The 18,970-nt window shown below is 38.4% G+C and carries 20 protein-coding genes and 1 tRNA gene; all 21 read right to left on the bottom strand.

What is annotated here, in order from left to right; all coding sequences use genetic code 11:
- Positions 1-227: 227 nt before the first annotated feature.
- Positions 228-304, bottom strand: a tRNA-Met gene (locus tag AC1FXZ_RS20360).
- A 201-nt stretch (positions 305-505) separates the two neighbouring features.
- Entirely contained in the window at positions 506-1,015 is a 510-nt protein-coding gene (locus AC1FXZ_RS20355; RefSeq protein WP_480057078.1) for a S1 domain-containing RNA-binding protein, read from the bottom strand.
- A gap of 73 nt (positions 1,016-1,088) precedes the next feature.
- Positions 1,089-1,469 carry an FtsB family cell division protein gene (locus AC1FXZ_RS20350; RefSeq protein WP_480057076.1) on the bottom strand — a complete coding sequence of 127 codons (381 nt, stop codon included), beginning with the start codon at positions 1,467-1,469 and terminating at the stop codon, positions 1,089-1,091.
- A gap of 13 nt (positions 1,470-1,482) precedes the next feature.
- Positions 1,483-2,070, bottom strand: a complete 588-nt coding sequence (yabQ, locus tag AC1FXZ_RS20345; RefSeq protein WP_480057074.1) for a spore cortex biosynthesis protein YabQ — start codon at positions 2,068-2,070, stop codon at positions 1,483-1,485.
- Positions 2,067-2,378: a sporulation protein YabP gene (gene yabP, locus AC1FXZ_RS20340; protein ID WP_480057072.1), complete on the bottom strand. Its 312-nt coding sequence runs from the start codon at positions 2,376-2,378 to the stop codon at positions 2,067-2,069. Before yabP ends, yabQ begins: the two co-directional genes overlap by 4 nt.
- Before the next feature lie 82 nt (positions 2,379-2,460).
- Positions 2,461-2,718 carry an RNA-binding S4 domain-containing protein gene (locus tag AC1FXZ_RS20335; protein ID WP_480057070.1) on the bottom strand — a complete coding sequence of 86 codons (258 nt, stop codon included), beginning with the start codon at positions 2,716-2,718 and terminating at the stop codon, positions 2,461-2,463.
- 12 nt (positions 2,719-2,730) lie between these two features.
- Entirely contained in the window at positions 2,731-4,194 is a 1,464-nt protein-coding gene (gene yabN, locus AC1FXZ_RS20330) for a bifunctional methyltransferase/pyrophosphohydrolase YabN (protein WP_480057068.1), read from the bottom strand.
- A gap of 4 nt (positions 4,195-4,198) precedes the next feature.
- The gene (locus tag AC1FXZ_RS20325; RefSeq protein ID WP_480057066.1) at positions 4,199-5,788 is read right to left on the bottom strand and encodes a putative polysaccharide biosynthesis protein; all 1,590 of its coding nucleotides are present in this window, start codon (positions 5,786-5,788) and stop codon (positions 4,199-4,201) included.
- 122 nt (positions 5,789-5,910) lie between these two features.
- Positions 5,911-6,450 carry a stage V sporulation protein T gene (gene spoVT, locus AC1FXZ_RS20320; RefSeq protein ID WP_480057064.1) on the bottom strand — a complete coding sequence of 180 codons (540 nt, stop codon included), beginning with the start codon at positions 6,448-6,450 and terminating at the stop codon, positions 5,911-5,913.
- A 171-nt stretch (positions 6,451-6,621) separates the two neighbouring features.
- Positions 6,622-10,143 (bottom strand): transcription-repair coupling factor, encoded by a 3,522-nt coding sequence (mfd, locus tag AC1FXZ_RS20315; protein WP_480057062.1) that lies wholly within the window; start codon positions 10,141-10,143, stop codon positions 6,622-6,624.
- Between the two features lie 294 nt (positions 10,144-10,437).
- Positions 10,438-10,665: an anti-sigma-F factor Fin gene (fin, locus tag AC1FXZ_RS20310; protein WP_480057061.1), complete on the bottom strand. Its 228-nt coding sequence runs from the start codon at positions 10,663-10,665 to the stop codon at positions 10,438-10,440.
- A 73-nt stretch (positions 10,666-10,738) separates the two neighbouring features.
- Positions 10,739-11,296, bottom strand: a complete 558-nt coding sequence (pth, locus tag AC1FXZ_RS20305; protein WP_480057059.1) for an aminoacyl-tRNA hydrolase — start codon at positions 11,294-11,296, stop codon at positions 10,739-10,741.
- Between the two features lie 223 nt (positions 11,297-11,519).
- The gene (locus AC1FXZ_RS20300) at positions 11,520-12,152 is read right to left on the bottom strand and encodes a 50S ribosomal protein L25/general stress protein Ctc (protein ID WP_480057057.1); all 633 of its coding nucleotides are present in this window, start codon (positions 12,150-12,152) and stop codon (positions 11,520-11,522) included.
- 111 nt (positions 12,153-12,263) lie between these two features.
- On the bottom strand, positions 12,264-13,214 hold the full coding sequence (locus AC1FXZ_RS20295) for a ribose-phosphate diphosphokinase (RefSeq protein ID WP_480057056.1): 951 nt from the start codon (positions 13,212-13,214) through the stop codon (positions 12,264-12,266).
- A 58-nt stretch (positions 13,215-13,272) separates the two neighbouring features.
- Positions 13,273-14,634: a bifunctional UDP-N-acetylglucosamine diphosphorylase/glucosamine-1-phosphate N-acetyltransferase GlmU gene (gene glmU, locus AC1FXZ_RS20290; protein ID WP_480057054.1), complete on the bottom strand. Its 1,362-nt coding sequence runs from the start codon at positions 14,632-14,634 to the stop codon at positions 13,273-13,275.
- Between the two features lie 234 nt (positions 14,635-14,868).
- Entirely contained in the window at positions 14,869-15,162 is a 294-nt protein-coding gene (gene spoVG / locus AC1FXZ_RS20285) for a septation regulator SpoVG (protein ID WP_480057052.1), read from the bottom strand.
- A gap of 330 nt (positions 15,163-15,492) precedes the next feature.
- Positions 15,493-15,867, bottom strand: a complete 375-nt coding sequence (locus AC1FXZ_RS20280; protein ID WP_480057050.1) for a RidA family protein — start codon at positions 15,865-15,867, stop codon at positions 15,493-15,495.
- Positions 15,864-16,715, bottom strand: a complete 852-nt coding sequence (gene purR, locus AC1FXZ_RS20275) for a pur operon repressor (protein ID WP_480057048.1) — start codon at positions 16,713-16,715, stop codon at positions 15,864-15,866. Before purR ends, AC1FXZ_RS20280 begins: the two co-directional genes overlap by 4 nt.
- 58 nt (positions 16,716-16,773) lie before the next feature.
- The gene (ispE, locus tag AC1FXZ_RS20270) at positions 16,774-17,637 is read right to left on the bottom strand and encodes a 4-(cytidine 5'-diphospho)-2-C-methyl-D-erythritol kinase (protein ID WP_480057046.1); all 864 of its coding nucleotides are present in this window, start codon (positions 17,635-17,637) and stop codon (positions 16,774-16,776) included.
- Between the two features lie 255 nt (positions 17,638-17,892).
- Positions 17,893-18,075, bottom strand: a complete 183-nt coding sequence (locus AC1FXZ_RS20265) for a small, acid-soluble spore protein, alpha/beta type (protein ID WP_480057044.1) — start codon at positions 18,073-18,075, stop codon at positions 17,893-17,895.
- A gap of 136 nt (positions 18,076-18,211) precedes the next feature.
- Entirely contained in the window at positions 18,212-18,478 is a 267-nt protein-coding gene (veg, locus tag AC1FXZ_RS20260; protein WP_480057042.1) for a biofilm formation stimulator Veg, read from the bottom strand.
- Positions 18,479-18,970 lie beyond the last annotated feature (492 nt).

The raw sequence follows: 18,970 nt of genomic DNA, 5'->3' as shown, positions 1-18,970 counted from the left end.
ATGGTAAATAATTGCACTCTATGGAGAAAAAAAGAGATACATTCCAAAGGGTAGGCTTCCCTTTGGAATGTATCTCTTGAAGCAATGGGTTTCGCCGGGGCTTTCTTTTTAGCATGGCAGTTTCGCTCATTGCTTAGTGAGATCATCCAAAAGGGTAGTTCGTCTTTTGGATGATCTCACTAAAAAAACCTGCACTCAAAAGAGTACAGGTTAGAATATGTATTATTTGGTAGCGGCGGAGGGGATCGAACCCCCGACCTCACGGGTATGAACCGTACGCTCTAGCCAGCTGAGCTACACCGCCAAATACGTCAATTGCGACATTTATTAGTATACTAACATGACGTTTAAAAGTCAATTACTATTTTCGAGTTATTTCTCTTAAGGCTATTTCTACAAAAATAAAAAAAGTGACGTGCTGGTTTCTAACCCGTTAGTAACCTAACAAGGCCAGACTCCAGTACGCCACCTTCTCTTCTATATGTCCTCTCATGAGAGCAGCAAGTTATCCTCGACGGGCGCCTCGACCTCCACGCTTCGATTCTGTTTGACGCTTCAATGTTGAGATGCGCTCCTCGCTATCCTTTAAGAAACGACTCATTTTGTCTTCAAAAGATAAAGACGGACGTGCTTGGTTAGGTCTTGGTCCTCGATTGCCCCCACCTTGAGGGCGACCTCCGCCTTGAGGACGATTTGGACGAGAATTGTTATAAGGACGACTAGGACGATCTGGACGATCCGAACGAGCTGGTCGTTCAGGAGCTGCTGGACGCTCAGGGCGATCAACTGCTTTACGAATTGAAAGTCCAATTTTACCATCTGATTCAACATTTACTACCTTGACTGTTACTTCGTCCCCGACACTTAAAAACTCATTGATGTCCTTAACATAATTATCAGCGACTTCGCTAATGTGTACAAGGCCTGTAGAACCACCCGGCAGCTCTACAAATGCACCAAAATGAGTGATTCCTGTAACCTTACCCTGTAACTTGCTGCCTACTTCGATTGACATGAAAAAATAGATCCTCCTTAAGAAATCTGAAAATGTTCATTTTTTATATTATACCCGAATGGAAAAAAGCGTGTCAATTTGACGGTGATTCAGGTAATTTAAACAAAGTTTCTCCTGGTTTTGATAAGAAATAATCTCGCCTAGCAATTTCAGCAATATAATCAAGATTATTATAATTCTCAATATCCTCCAGCAAGTGTTGTTCCTCAAGCTTCAACTGTTCAAGCTCCTCTTCGAGCATGGCTTTTTCTTGCCGCTTCTCTTCGATGGAGTTTGCCTGGGCAAAGATTGACACAAAACTGACACTCGCTAAAGTTAAGATTACAATCCCTAGAACACTTAACCTACGAACAAGCCCTCGACGCTTTTTTGCTTCGAGTTCCAATTCTTGCTCACGTTGTTTGATATAGGATTTATCTATCTCTCGCACTCTAGACGTTCGTTTTGCTGCCATCATTAATCACCCCTTATTCTTTCTTCTTCCTCATGGATTGGAAAAAACCCTTTATTTTTTGTAAAATGGGCTTAATTTTATTCACTTGCTTGTTCAGCCCTGTCCATTTATACAAAAGGAACAACATCCATCTTAAAGGTTTCCAAATTAGGCGAAGTAAGAATAACAGAACAGTTAAACAAGCTGATAATACCATAATACATAAGGAATAGAGTAGTTTCAATAAGTACTTAACTGGGTTGATAAAGAATATTGTGACCAGCCTAATTGTTAGACGATATAATTGGATGGATTTTAAAATGATACGTTCTAGTAGCCTTTGATAAAATGAGCGAAATAATGATTGATAGGCTGCAAACCCACAAAGCAAAGCTAAAAAGATATATACCCGTATCTCACCGTGATTTGTTTGAAACAATACATAAAATACAATAAGAGCCTGTACGAGCCAGAATAAAAGATCGTTGCATGCAAGAAGCCAATTGAAAGAATGTTTGCTACGATTACGAATGAACCTCCCATACGTATCAATAGCTGCACCGATATATATACCCATCGCAGCCATTGATAGCATCGTATAGAATTGCACTGTTAACGTCACTTAAACAACTTCCCGAAGAAACCTTTTGAGTTACCTTCTTGATTTTGATCTAGATAAATTAAGTCATAAACCTTTCCTTCAATTGATACAATTCCTTGCTCTACGTTCAAGTTCTTCATATGCAAGTTTTGACCACGTACGGATAGAAAGCCCATTACTGTCTCTAAAAGAAATTCTTCATTATCAAAACTCTCTACTTGTTTTACCCCTGTGATATCTAATTGTCTTCTTGCTTTTAAGATAACATCGTGATCGTTATTCTTTCTGTCACGACCCATCGGTGTGCCAAATTCATAATGCTGATCCATCGAAAAATCCCTCCTCCATATGCTTTCATAGCAGTTTATGAAGAAGGGCTTCGAAATAGAACAAGCCTATTGTTTTTGTCACTTATGAAACTGGGGTTTCGCTAACTATCGTGTACATTGACGCAGCTTCATCTTTTCTGACAACCTCACGAATGTTATCAATCTGAACGGTTACAAGCTTCTGACCAAAACGAATTACTAATTCATCTCCTGCCTTAACCACAGAACCAGCTTTTGCAACTTGGCCGTTAATTGTGATACGTCCTTGATCACACACTTCTTTAGCCAACGTACGTCGTTTAATTAAACGTGATACTTTTAAAAACTTATCTAAACGCATTTCCAATCCCCCTTATCGTCGTTCGAGTTTTTTTGCTTCGTCCCATTTGTCATCAAGTTCTTTTAATGACATGTCTCTAAGTGCTTTCCCTTCGGCTTGTACAGAAGACTCTATATGATGAAATCGGCTTTTGAATTTGCGATTTGTTGTTTGCAAGGCATCTTCTGCATCAATTTTATAATACCTAGCTAAATTCACAATAACAAAAAGAATATCACCTAATTCCTTTTGCATTTTGTCACGGTTGCCAATCTTCATTTCCACCATAAATTCTCCGAGTTCTTCTTGCAATTTCATCCACATTGGTGCTGCGTCATCCCAATCAAATCCTACTTTTGCCGCTTTCTTTTGAAGCTTTGTTGCCTCCATTAAAGCAGGTAATCCTTTAGGTATACCAGCTAAAATCGACTGATCATCAACTTTTCCTTTTTCTTGCTTCTTAATTTCATCCCAGTTAGTCACCACTTCATCGGCGTCATTTACGGTTACTTCACCAAAGACATGTGGATGTCTCCGAACCATTTTTTCCGTCACTCCATAAATAACATCCCGTACTGAGAAAAAGCCTTCATCTTCACCAATTTGTGAGTGCAGCATAATTTGAAGCAGAACATCTCCAAGTTCTTCAATTAAATGTTCATCATCTTCATTATCAATTGCCTCAAGTACTTCATATACTTCTTCAACAAAATACTTTTTTAGCGATTCATGTGTTTGTTTTTGATCCCATGGACACCCATTTGGACCTCTTAATGTCGCAATCACTTCGCGCAGCTTCGAAAATTCACCGTAAAGATCTTTTTCTTCTTCTACAGGTGGCACATATACAGCTGTTAAATTATTAAGCGTTGTTACACGATCTAATTCATACAATGGAACTTTGATAAGTTGTTCTTCTTTGGAACCAACCGCTGTAGCAATCATCACTTCATAATCATCAGGAAGGCGTTCCATTAATGTTAACTTCACTTCAGAGGCAATCATTGCATCATACACTTGAACGATAATCATGTGATGAGTTAATTCTAATTCATCCCTTTTAAGTGAGGTTCCATCAACAATTTGGCATCCTTCAATGGGGTCAATTTGTAAAGCTGTATACATTCCATCGAGAAAACTTTGTCCACCTAAAAAGTTTAATTCAAACGTTTCTGTTTTGCTTCTTTCTAAAAGAAGTTGGATCGTTCTTTCTGCAACAAAAGGGTGACCAGGTACTGCATAGGTAAGTTCTGTTTCCTCTTTTGCAAACTGAATTAGTTGGTCAACAATCGCCAAATACACTGCTTCAAACTCATCATATTGTTCATAAATAGGATCAAAGGATTGATATTGTACACCTTCTTGTTGAAGTTCCAACAATGCAGGGTGGTCGCTCGTTCGAACATACAATCTCTTTTGATTGATAAGATGACGATAAACCCCAAGAGGCATCTGCTCTAGATCTCCTGCACCTAATCCGATTACATTTATTTTCATATGGTTACCTTCTCCTTTTAACCAAGCGTAGTCTTATTTTATTTATTTTCGGTATTTTGCTCCATTCTTCTTCTGTAAAAATCGGAAATAAAAACAAACAACTTGCTACAACCAAACCACCAATACCTACTGATGATAGAGCAATAACAGCGTCTATGCCTCTACTTGCAGTTGGTAGAATAAACGTTACACCATTTTTCCATAATGCTGCAGCAAGCCCCATAGCGATTAGCACGTAGAAAATCCTACTGAAAAACAAGAAACGACCAAAAAATAAATGATGATTTCTTCTTAGTATGATGAGCAAATAGCTAACCATTATCATAATTGATATAACTGTAGACCAAGCTGCACCTGTTGTCCCGAACATTGGAACCAATAAAAAATTTAACAATAGTTTCACGATGACGCCTATTCCTACAGCAATGGCAGGGGCATAGGCTAAGTTATAACCTTGTAACACGGCTGATAGCGTCACAAAAAAGGTTGAAAACAAAATGGCCAAACTTAAAATACGCAATACATTGGTTCCGCTCGTATCGGTAAACAGCATGTGGTTGGTCGGTTCAATTATAATCATAAGCCCAACCGTAGCAGCTCCTCCAATTAAAAAAGTCAAACGATAGGAAAGCTGCTGAAAGTCTTTAGCAGTCTGCAAATTCTTCTCTGTAACAGCCTTTGATAACATTGGTACTAGTGCTAAAGACAAAGTAGTCGTCAACACTGTTCCTAATTGAATTAAAGGCTGTCCACGATCAAAGACACCTTTGGCTTGAAATGCTTCCACTGATTCAAATCCACTCGATTGTAAGAGTCGGACAATCGTAAAGGCATCAACTAATTGAAGTAGTACAAACATGAGCGCACTTAAGCAAATAAACAAGCTTTGTTTCATTATATGTATGTTTTGCTTGAGCATTTTTTTGGAAAGGAGGTGAATAGGGTGAATCAATTGCCTCATCCATGCTGCTTTTGTTAACAACAATAAAACGATAATTCCGATAACGCCTCCAAAAAAGGAACCGTAGGCTGCACCTGTACCAACTGCATATGCGTCAAATCCTGCATTTACAAATAGATAGGTGAGTCCTAAAATAAGCAACACTCTGACAAATTGTTCTGCTATATGGGATACAGCCGTTGAAACAAGCTCTCCTTCTCCTTGATGGTGCCCTCTTCCTAGACTTAAAAATGGCAACAAAAAGACGACAAAACTCATTGCTTGAATCACGTTTTCTAGAAGCTTATCTCCCATTATACCTGCAATGGTAGGTGCCAAAAAATACAAAAAAGCCCAAGTAAGAGCAGCTACAATTAGCAATGCATAAAAAAGCAAGCTTGTTACTTTTCTCGCTTCTTGTTTTTTCCCCACTGCTAGAAGCTCAGCTCTATGCTTAGATAAAACAACAGGAAACCCATACATCGCAAGCACCATCACAATTCCATAGAGAGGGTAAACTTGCTGATACACATAATACCCGAGATCACCGGCTAAGTTTTGATAAGGGATACGATACGCTGCACTTAGTACCTTTGCAAGCAATGCTGCAACAGATAATAATGCTACCCCTTTCAAGATATCTTGATTCTTCACATGATTCTCACCTTTCTTTCCATCATCTTATCATATCCATTTGTAATGTTGTAGAAACAAGCACAGTTACAAAATAAAGCTCGCCACCTTAAATAAGGAGACGAGCTTTATTCCAATCTATTCTATTGTTCCATTTGTCTAGCTAAAAAGCTTGCAGCAGTTTCAGCTAGTTTTTGTTCAATGGTACCTGATAACTCTTCCTCTTTACTGAAGATTGCTACGGCACCGATTGGGTCACCGTTTGCAATAATAGGTGTGATTACATACCCTTTAAGGTCTTCAGCATGATCACCAACAAGATTATACTCGCCAGGACTTGTTTCTACTTTCGTTTTTCTCTCATCCATTACTTTTTCAACAATTTCACCAATACCTTTATTAGAGAACTCTTTTTTTGAAGCTCCCGCAACCGCAATAAATGTATCACGATCAGCAATCAAAACATTATGATTTAGACTATCATAAAGTGCTTCTGCATATTCCTTAGCGAAATCACCTAGTTCAGAAATAGGTGAGTATTTCTTTAAAATCACTTCGCCATCACGATCTACGAAAATCTCGAGAGGATCTCCTTCTCGGATGCGAAGTGTTCTCCTGATTTCTTTCGGGATAACAACCCGTCCTAAATCATCAATACGACGTACGATTCCTGTAGCTTTCATACTGTATTGCCTCACTTTCTAATGATGTATTCACTTGATGGTAAGTGGTAAGAAAATAACCATTTCTTTTCTTGACTATAGTATCTTTCGTAAAAAAAGAACTATTCACCAATCCATGAATTTGTTTGGCAGTACAATACTTCCAGCTATCCCAATAATTAGAAGAAAGACTTATTTTTTTGCGTCTTGAAGGCTATGAATGATCTTCTCAATGAATAATAAAACTTGTTCATCACTTAATGATTTTGTTTTAATGACAAATTTAATTTTCTCGCCTGAAGTTCCTAAAATCACTTCCCGACCAAGATTATGGGCTACTTCAAACAATTTTGCCCCGTCTAGTCTCTGGGATGTCTCTTCTGAAAGGATCATTTCAATTTGATCCTTTACTTCTGTAATTTGTTCAACCTTCTCCTGATTAGCAACTAACTTAATATGAGTTAATCGCAATAAGAAGTCTACTTGTTTTGGATATTCACCGAAACGATCAAACATTTCATCTCTTAGGTCGGTTAAATCACTAACAGCTTCAGAACCTTTAAATCTTTTATACATTTCAATCTTTTGCTTTGCATCTCCAATGTAAGACTCAGGAATATATGCATCAATTTTCACATCTAGATCTACTTGGAAAGGAGGTTCCTTTGGCTTATCTCCTTTTCTTTCCTCAATCGCTTCTTTTAACATTTGGGAGTATAGATCAAACCCAACTGACTCAATAAATCCATGTTGCTGAGCGCCTAATAAATTACCTGCACCCCGAATTGTTAAATCACGCATCGCTATTTTAAACCCTGAGCCAAGCTCAGTAAATTCTTTTATCGCTTGCAGGCGTTTTTCAGCAACTTCCGTTAATACTTTATCGCGTTGATAGGTAAAATATGCATAAGCTACACGATTTGACCTTCCAACACGGCCTCGAATTTGGTATAACTGTGAAAGTCCCATTCGGTCGGCACCATAAATAATTAATGTATTTACATTTGGAATGTCCACACCAGTCTCAATAATGGTTGTTGTAACTAAAACATCGCTATTTCCTTCCAGGAAATCAAGCATAATTGTTTCTAACTCTCGCTCGTTCATTTGACCATGTGCATAGCTAATACGCGCATCTGGAACAAGCATCGATAGTTGTTCTGTCATTCGTTCGATATCTTCTACCCGATTATATAGGAAATATATTTGTCCACCACGGCTCATCTCCCGCTCAATAGCCTCACGAATTAAGGCTGCATTGTATTCAACCACATAGGTTTGAACAGGAAAACGATTTTCAGGAGGAGTCTCAATAACCGACAAATCACGCACGCCAAGCATTGACATATGCAACGTCCTTGGAATCGGCGTTGCTGTCAATGTAAGAACATCAATATTTGCCTTTAAACGTTTAATCTTCTCTTTATGTGTTACACCAAATCGTTGCTCTTCATCGACGATAAGTAACCCTAAGTCTTTAAAAACAAGATCTTTTGATAGCAACCGATGGGTACCCACAACCAGATCAACCGAACCAGCCTTAACACCTTTTAATGTTTCATTTTGTTCCTTTCTAGAACGGAATCTACTTAAAACTCCAATGTTTATTGGAAAATCAGAAAATCTTTCTTTGATGGTCTCATAATGTTGCTGAGCTAAAATCGTGGTTGGTACGAGTATCGCCACTTGCTTCCCATCCATGATTGCTTTGAATGCAGCACGTATTGCGACTTCTGTTTTTCCATACCCAACATCGCCACACAACAGTCGGTCCATTGGACGAGTCTTTTCCATATCCTCTTTAATTTCTGCAATCGCCCGTAATTGATCTTCTGTTTCTTCATAAGGAAATGATGCTTCAAACTCGCTCTGCTCATTTCCGTCCTCAGAAAAGGCAAACCCAACGCTCGCTTCACGTTCTGCATAAAGCTTGATTAAATCATCGGCAATATCCTCAACAGAGGATTGTACCTTCTTTTTAACCTTTTTCCAATCATTCCCACCGAGCGCGTAAATTTTCGGATCCTTTTCTTCAGATCCTACATACTTTTGCACCTGATCAATTTGCTCAACCGGGACATAGAGCTTGTCATTACCAGCATAACGCAGGTGCAGATAGTCTTTATGAAGTCCATTAATCTCAAGTGTTTCTACTCCTAAATATTTCCCAACACCATGATTCGTGTGAACAATTAAGTCCCCGACTTTAAGCTCTGAATAACTTTTAATTCTTTCTGCATTTGAAATTGCTTGCTTTCGTTGTGGCCTTTTCGGTTGTTTTTTTGCAAATACTTCTTCCTCTGTTATAACAACAAGCTTACTTGAAGGAAGTTCAAATCCAGATTGCAAATTGCCGACCATAATCTGAACTTGGCCTGTAACGAGTTCCGTTGCTTGTTCAATGACTCTCGTATCAATTCCTTCATCTTCTAAATTTAATGACAATCGGTTTGCACGATCCTTTGAAGCAGCAATAAAGACAAGCGCTTGACCGCCTTTAACCCATCTTTTCACTTCTGATTGAAGTAACTCTAATTGTCCATGAAATTGTTGCATCGATTTACACGCAACCGTTACAACATTTTCTGGATTTGTCGCAGCTACATGCTTCAAAAAAAGTGATAAATAAAGAATCGGATAATCAGATCTTTTAAGAACTTCAAAAACTGGAACCGACATCGACACATCGTGAACGATTTCTCCTTGCTCCAATAATGCTGTATTCCACTCCGCTTCTTCCTTATCTAAGTTATCGGCTATTTCTTTTACTCTCGAAACTTCATCCATTACAATGACTGTGTTCGTTGGTAAGTAAGAGAACAAGGAATGCTCACCTTCAAAATAAAGCGACATGTATTTATACATGCCTTGGAAGGTTGTTTGTTGCTTTAGCTGACTAACTTCATAAGAAATGTTTTGCGACAATTTCTCTTTCGTTTCTTTTTTTCTCACTTTTTTAAGTGAAGCTGTTAATCCTTCTTGTAATCGCTCTGCAGCCTTTTTATAATTCTCTTTGTATAACAGAACTTCTTGCGCTGGACCGATCACAGCTTTTTTTCGTTCTTCTTTTGACCTTTGATTATCAACCTCAAACGTTCGAATCGAATCGATTTCTGTATCAAACAATTCAATCCGAATCGGGTCTGATTCAGTCAATGGATAAAGATCAATAATTCCTCCACGCACACTTACTTCACCAGGTGATGAAACCATATCGACCCGCTGAAATCCCATCATTATTAACTTCTCTAAAAATGTCGAAATATCACCGATATCCTTACCTATTTCGATATCAATTTGGCAATCCTTCCAGATATGAGTCGGTGGAAGCTGACGTCTAACCCCTGCTAGTGGAGCAATAATGATCCCATGAAATGACTGGACAAGTTTGTTTAATACATCAATTCGTTGCGCCTTCATCTCTGGACTTGCTATCGCTATTTCCGCTGAAATCAGCTCATTAACAGGATATAACAAGACACTGCTTTCATCTAAGAGTCCAACCAAATCATCATATAATTTTTGTGCTTGATAAAGGTTGTGTGTCACTACAAGCATTGTTCTTTTCTTCTCCAAATAGAGTGAAGACATAAACAATGTTCTAGCTGAGCCTGTTAACCCTGAAATCAGCTGTTCTTTCATATTTGAATCTAAACTAGTTGAAACCGCTTTTATCTCATCGCTTTCACGAAAATATTGTTGCAATCCTAACATGATGTTCCCCCTGTTTTTTCATAACCTTCTGTCATCTTCACCTTTTTACCCCTTATATACGTCAATATTCTCTATAATCATATTCGCTCTCTCATTTCTCTATTCTTTCTAAAAGGTTAGATTCCTGCTTGAGAGTTTGTTCAAAAAGGGAAAACCACCTTCTACACTAAAAAGGCGGGTGATCAAAAAGATGCATTTAGGTCTCTCTTTCATGTCACTTTATTGTTGTTGAAACTTAAAGCCATGCTAATAGAAAAATGCTTTGGTTATAAACCAAAGCTTTTATTGCTTAAATTATTGAATAAGGTTTTCTAGCTCATAAAGATCTGGGTTTCTTGTTAAAGCTTCGTGACAATCTTCGCAGATCGCTTGAACATGGACATCTCCATTCTCCCTATATGTTACCAAATCCGTCCGTTCTGAATTAGTTAAATGATCAAACCCTAAGTCTTTTGAGTTCATTTCTTTTTCAATTGCTCCAAGACTTGTCTTACAATGTCGGCACTGATAATGAATGGCCAAGACAGAAGCCCCCTTTTTGCTAAAGTTAGTACTCATTATTATTTACAGCAAAAAGGTCCTCTATACGATCATTTTAATTAAATTCATTCATAACTTCAAGGAAAGACTTAGACATCCACGTTTCAACTGCTTTTGCTGTTTGGATAATTGAGTCTTGAACATGTTCGCGTTCCTCTTTACGATATGTACTAAGAACATAATTAACAATTGATTCTCCATTTTGAGGCCGATCTACCCCTACCCGTATTCTCTTAAATTCTTGAGTTCCTAAATGTTGAATAAGTGACTTAATTCCGTTATGCCCACCAGCACTTCCTTTTTGACGGAGACGAATTTTTCCAACCGGTAAATCCATATCATCGTAAATAACTACGATATCTTCCACATCAATATCAAAATAGTCCATTAGTGGCCTAACACTTTCACCTGATAAATTCATATATGTAAGTGGTTTAAGAAGGATAACCTTCTCTCCATTTACCACACCTTTTCCATAAACCCCTTTAAACTTAGATTGATCTAGCTCTATTCCAAGTTGGCCGGCACAATAATCAATACAATCAAACCCTACATTGTGACGGGTACCAGCATATTTTTGCCCTGGATTGCCAAGACCTACTACTAATTTCACTTGAACATCCCCTTGAATTTATTGTTAGAGCTTCCTCAAAAGGTTCTGCTCCCCACAAGCATACGAATGCAACCAACGAAAGTCAGGCATTTAAGATTGCTCTAAAAAAGAGAGTGACTCACTAAGTTGCCTTGCCAACCCTAGCACCATTATAGAACCTTACGTTCATCTATAATTACTAAGGAGGCCTTAGACACTTAATTTTTGAGTCACCCTCTTACGCTTATTCTTCTTCAGACTTCTCTTCTTCTGCTTCTTCTGCCTGTTCAGCTTGCTCATCAGGAGCTTGACCATTTTCTTGCTCAGCAGCTTGCACCTGCACCGTTACAATCGTTTCCTCGTCCTCACTTGTAATCTCAACTGGAACCGTTGAACGAATATCAGCAATTTGGATCGAGTCGCCAATAGTTAAGTTAGAAACGTCAACCGTAATTTCTTCCGGGATATCTGCAGGTAAACATCTCACACTAATTTCATACAATAAGTGTGAAACCATACCTCCTTCTTTCTCCCCTGGTGCTTCACCAGTTAAACGTACAGGTACATTAGCATCGATTTCAGAAGTCATATCAACCTCAAAGAAATCAATATGTAAATACTCATTTTTTAGAGGGTCAATTTGCATATCATGAATTAACACTTGATGCTTCTTTTTGCCTGAGACTTCAAGCGAAAACAAACCATTTTTCCCTACTTCTCTTACCGTTTTAAGAAGTTCAACGCTCTCGACTGCAACAGGTTGACTATCAATTTTATTTCCGTACAAGATAGCAGGAACATATCCTTCTTTGCGAATCTTTCTTGTAGCTGAACCTCTCAAGTCATCTCTCGGATTTGCTTGTAAAACGGTTGCCATAGCTATCACCTCAAAAATTAGTTTTTACTACTCTGTATCATATGTTCCCCTAATAAGAGTATTTAAACCTTATTTTTACATTTTAAAGCTCAGCTTGGCATTCAACTTATTTTAATCAAACAATGTACTTACAGATTGATGCTCGTGAACACGAATAATTGCTTCACCCATTAAAGCTGCAACAGATAGCTCTGTTACCTTTTCACTTTTCTTTTCATCTTCTAAAGCAATTGAATTGGTTACGACAAGTTCTTTAATTTTAGAGTTGTTAATACGCTCCATTGCAGGTCCTGATAACACCGGATGCGTACAGCATGCATACACCTCTTTTGCCCCTTGCTCTACTAAAGCATTTGCTGCAAGTGTGATTGTACCTGCTGTATCGATAATATCATCAATGATAATAGCTGTTTTCCCTTCAATATTACCGACGATGTTCATTACTTCTGAAACGTTAGGCTTTGGTCTGCGTTTATCAATAATCGCAATTGGTGCTTTTAGGCGATCAGCCATTTTACGAGCACGTACTACACCACCATGGTCAGGAGAAACGATAACGATATCATCTAAGTGTTTTTCAGCGAAATAATCTGCTAAGATCGGCACACCCATCAACTGATCAACAGGAATATCGAAAAACCCTTGAATTTGAGTAGCATGTAAATCAAGTGTCAAAACTCTTGTTGCACCAGCTGTTTCAAATAAGTTTGCAACTAACTTAGACGTAATTGGCTCTCGCGCGCGTGCTTTACGATCTTGACGAGCATAGCCGTAGTAAGGAATAACAAGATTAATTGTACGTGCTGATGCACGCTTCAATGCATCAATCATAATTAGCAATTCCATAATATGTTCATTTGCAGGTGCAGACGTAGATTGAATTAAATAAACATCACAACCACGAATACTTTCTTCGATATTAATCTGCACTTCTCCATCACTAAAGCGAGTAACAGAACTTTTCCCCATCGTTACACCGATATGTTCTGTTATCTCGTGAGCAAGCCCTTTATTTGAATTTAATGTGAAAACTTTTAAGCTAGGATCGCCATATTTAGCCACAATTTTTCCCTCCGGTATTCTAATTGACCTTATTTAATACTATCATATCGTAAAAAACTTACTTTTTCTTTAAATAATCGTTTTTATTCGTTTGTCTCGCTCGAGCAATTGAAAGCGATTCGCCTGGAACATCATCAGTAATCGTCGAACCAGCTGCTACTAACGCATCTTTCCCGACTGTTACCGGAGCAATTAAATTTGCATTACAACCAATAAAAGCACCGTCTTCAATTACTGTTTTATATTTATTAACACCATCATAATTCACCGTTACAGCTCCACAGCTAAAGTTGACATTGCGTCCAACCTCTGCATCACCAATATAACTTAAATGGGATGCTTTGCTCCCTTTTTCCATCGTAGATTTCTTAATTTCAACAAAATTACCAATACGAACATCATCCGAAATCTTAGAATCTGGGCGAATATGAGCAAACGGACCAATCGTTACACTGTTGCCAACGACACTATTATAAACAACCGATTGGCGAATTACCGTATCATTTGCTATCTCACTGTCTTTTATTTCCGTATTGGGACCGATTGTACAATTATCTCCAATCACTGTGGCTCCTTGAAGATGCGTTCCTGGATAAAGAACTGTATCCTGACCAATCTTACTATCAACTGAAATATAAGTATTATCAGGATCAATAATCGTGACTCCTTGTCTCATCCAATGTTCATTGGTGCGTCGCTTCATAATTGTTTCAGCTTGTGACAATGCCACTCTGTCATTTACACCAAGTGTTTCGTTAAAAGAAGGTGTTTGGTAAGCAGAAATAATTTCTCCACTTTTCTTTAGTATCTCAATAACGTCAGGGAGATAGTATTCTCCTTGAACATTATCATTTCCAACTTTTTTCAGTGCTTCAAATAGAGCTCTGTTATCAAAACAGTAGGTTCCTGTATTAATTTCCTGAACGTTGCGCTCTTCTTCTGTAGCATCTTTATGTTCGACGATACGTTCAACAAGACCCTCTTTATTACGAATCACTCTCCCGTATCCTGTTGGATCTTCAGCCATAGCTGTCAATATTGTTGCCTTTGCCTTTTCTTTTGTATGGCATGTAAGTAAAAGATCAATCGTTTCAGACGTTAATAACGGTGTATCACCACAAAGTACAACCGTTGTACCTTCTTTTCCTTCTAGAATGTCGGCTGCTTGCATAACAGCATGACCAGTGCCTAACTGTTCTTCTTGAACAACGTAGGAGACATCATCACCTAATTGCTCTTTTACCACTTCAGCACCAAATCCAACAACAGTCACCTTTTCTTCAAATCCTAGGCTAGAAACTTGATCGACAACGTGCTGAACCATTGGTTTCCCACATACTGGATGAAGTACTTTATATAATTTCGACTTCATTCTTGTGCCTTGACCCGCTGCTAAAATAACCGCATAACGATTGCTCATAATTCCCCTCCAGGTGTAGCGTTTTCCATTACGAATATATCTTAAAATCGAGGTCTTTTCAAGGAAATATCTATTCATCAATAAATGTCAATAATTCTATCCTACATTTCTTAGTGAAAGGGCCTTCATTATTTGACTTAGGTTAGAACACAACTCTTACATATGACCTTTTTGAAGGACTTATTTTTTCAACAAAAAAAGAGCCCTATTGTTTTATATAGGACTCTTTAGTGCTTAGGAAGCTCCAGCTTCTTCAAACTCAACTTCGTCGTACTCTCCTGCTTTTTCATATTCTGTTAAAACAGCTGTTTGAATCTTTTCTCTTGTTTGCGAAGAGATAGGGTGTGCAATGTCACGGAATTCGCCATCTGGGGTTCTTTTGCTCGGCATTGCAACAAATAACCCATTATTGCCATCGATTACGCGAATATCGTGTACCACAAACTCATGGTCAATCGTAATAGAGGCTATTGCTCTCATCCGGCCTTCCGTATTCACTCGTCGTAATCTCACATCTGTTACTTGCATGTTGGCCACCACCTAATATTTGTTTATTCTACTAACATAATTCTCTCTTTTTACTGTAATTCCTTCTAAAACACTAAAAGTTTTTTCAATTTTTTATTAATTTTTTCGACAATTTAAAAAGGACCATTCCTCGTCTATATTTATCTTAAGGAAAATGGTGCCACACCCTAGGCAAGCGGTTTCATTTTGTTGAAATTCAGCATTCTTTTTAACACTTACATACAAAAACTTAAAGTGAAAAAACTGTGAAAATTATGTAACTAGGCACTCTTCACCAAAAAGGCTGATAGAGTGATGATCCACTTTCCTACCAGCCCCAAAGCCTCTAGATTACTTCACTAATGCAATTACTTCAATTTCAACTAGTACATCTTTAGGAAGACGAGCTACTTCGACACAAGACCTTGCTGGCTTATGTGCGCTAAAATATTCGCCATACACATCATTAATACGAGGAAAATCATTCATATCTTTGATAAATACCGTTGCTTTTACAACTGTTTCCAAAGAGGCACCGGCTTCATCTAATACAGCCTTTAGGTTTTTAAAAACTTGATGCGTTTGTTCTTCAACAGTACCTTGAACTAAATCTCCTTCAGCCGTTAATGGGATTTGACCTGAGCTGTAAAACATATTGTTTACAACTACTCCTTGAGAATATGGTCCTATTGCATCTGGGGCTAAGTTCGTATGAATTGTCTTCATTTGCTCTCCTCCACTTCCATGTTTTTTAATAAATCTAACACGCTGCCTGGTTCGACGGTAATTGTTTTATTTCTTACATCAACTTCTGACAATTTAGTAATTGACATGTATTCATCTACGAGGCGTTCTTCAACCCCGACTGTTTCAACTAATACACCAATACCAACTAACTCTGCTTGAAATTCCTCTAATAAATCCATCATTCCTCTAATCGTTCCACCAGCTTTCATAAAGTCATCGACAATGAAAACACGTGAACCAGGTGCTAGACTACGTCTCGCCAAGGTCATCGTTTGGATTCTTTTTGAAGAACCTGATACATAGTTAATACTAACCATTGAACCTTCTGTTACTAAATGATCACGTCTAACGATACTAACAGGGACATTTAAATATTGCCCTACTGCATAGGCCAAAGGTATCCCTTTTGTTGCGACTGTTAAAACAGCATCGATCTTTTGGTTCGCTAATAACGATGCAAACACTTGACCCATACGTTGGATAAACTTGGGGTTACCAAGCAAGTCCATCATATACAAGTACCCACCCGGAAGGATTCTCTCAGGTACAGCCAATTGCTCAATCACTTCGTTTACAAACTCTTCAGTTTGTCGAGCATCAATACGTGGAATAAATTTCACCCCACCACTAGCACCTGATATCGTAAGGAGCGATCCGTATCCTTCTCCTTCAAAAATTTCCTTGACGATCACTAAGTCCTCACTGATCGATGACTTAGCCGATTGGTAGCGCTCGGAGAAATGAGTCAATGAAATAACTTCATGTGGGTGCTGTAGTAAAAAATAGGTCATATCAACTAGACGACCACTACGTTTAAGTTTTTTCATACTACCTCCACCGAAACCGAATATTTTCCTTTAATATAACACATTCGTTCGGTTTTTATCAAGTGTCAGTTGAACGAATCAATCGAACAGCATAAACATCCTGACAAAACCCTCTTAACCCATTATAAACGCGATGGAGCCTTGATTCGTGTTCAACTAAACCAAAAACGGTTGGTCCACTCCCACTCATCAGTACACCGTCAGCTCCAAATCGAATCATCTGTTCTTTTATATGCTTCACTTCTGGATACATATCAAGTGTTACAGATTCGAGAACATTATGTAAATTCCTGCAAATCCCATCAAAACTTTGTTCGTTAATTGCTTGAATCATTGCTTCAGTATTGGCATGCTCGACTTTATTAATGTCTAAGCGCTTATACACTTCAGCCGTTGAAACACCAATTGGAGGCTTTGCAAGAATCACCCAACATGGTGGTGGCGCTGCAATTGGTTGAATAATTTCACCACGTCCAGTAGCAAGAGCCGTTCCTCCGTATACACAAAACGATACATCTGATCCAATTTCCGACCCAAGATCAGCAAGATCATCCAGGCTCAATCCTAAATTCCACAGTTGATTTAACCCTTTTAATGTAGCTGCAGCATCACTGCTACCTCCAGCTAGCCCGGCAGCTACAGGAATTCGCTTTGTAATATAAATTGAAACACCTCTTGAAATGTTATAACGCATCTTTAATAAATTGGCTGCTTGATAAGCCAAGTTACGATGGTCATTGGGAACAAAGCCTTCAGAAACTTCAACTTTAATCAATCCATCTTCCGTATCGGTTAGATCAATTCTGTCTGCTAGATCAACCATGGTCATGATCATTTCAACTTCATGAAATCCATCATCCCGTTTTCTGAGCGCATCTAGCGACAAATTAATTTTTGCTGGTGCTTTAATTGAACATCTCACACTTGTCACCTTCTATATCCATATGCTTCCGTTATTTTACCACTTGTCTATCCAACATACCACTGTAGTATTTTCTTTAGTAAAGTTCTTTTATCATACAACAAAAGCAGTCGATAGAAAAAGGACGTAACATATTTATTTTTAACGAAAGCGTTGGTTTCTAAAAAAGGGACTATCCCAAAAGATCTGATTTGACCTTTTGAGACAGTCCCGCCTAGTTTCCGGCTTTTGAGACAGCCACCTTTTTACACTGTGTTATTTGTTCTGATTTTGAATAAGTTGTTGTTCGGCTATTTCAACTGCCCTTTTGACCATATTACCAGCATCCCTTGCACGAATCCCACCCCAGCCTTCTTTCTGAACGGTTTCGTAAAATCCAAGTTCCTTTGCTAGCTCTTCTTTGAATTGGTCAGACATGATCCCTCTTCTTCTACTCATGTCACAACAACTCCTTTTCTGATGTCAGAAAACATCGCATTAAATGCGACATAATTAGTATTTGCCTTAATCTCAACAAATATAACCCTCTGAGAGAAAACTCAGAGGGTTATATTTGTCTATATCTAGGCTAGGATTATGCTTTAAGTACAGTCGATTCGAGTCCTTCTTCACAAAGCATCAGTTCAACTGTTTCAGTAAGAATATCAGCATAACTATAAGAAACTCGCTCAAAGGCATTTTGATTCTCATCTAATTTAACGATAAACACTGAAGGGTATGTTTCTTCAAGAAGACCAGAACGTTCAGAAGTTTTTCGACGACCACCATTTGCCTTAATCGTAATTCTCTTTCCTACGTTAGCATCTAACGCACGCTTAATGTCTATTAACGTTTTTGCCATTACGACACCCCACCTCACTGTATATGTAGTATACCACATTCTACATTTTTCGTCAAACAAATTTAAAATTATAACAAGCGGACAAAGCTCTTGTCAACAAAAAATAACGAAAAACAATAAAAAGAGCACTACTATGTCGAGCTTAGTATGGCCCGAATAAACTAAATTATGTAAAAGTACAGAAAAAAGGTCGATCTTTACCTTTTTTCTGTACTTTTAGCAATGAGCGAAGCCGGCGTCTGCCTTTAAGCAGGTTGAGTGGCCTTCTCAACATGCGCACGCCGTGCGAAGCCATTGCCTACATGTTCGCTCTCTTTTCGATCTTGTGCGATCGCTTCCCCTTTTTCTTGCTACTTTCCCAATGAACGCAACCGGCGTCTGCCTTTAAGCAGGTTGAGTGGCCTTCTCAACATGCGCACGCCGTGCGAAGCCATTGCCTACATGTTCGCTCTCTTTTCGATCTTGTGCGATCGCTTCCCCTTTTTCTTGCTA

It is taken from the genome of Halalkalibacter sp. HAAS-P014 (assembly GCF_056619965.1).
Note: the sequence above shows the minus strand (reverse complement) of the source record. Positions and strands in the feature narration are given on the sequence as shown.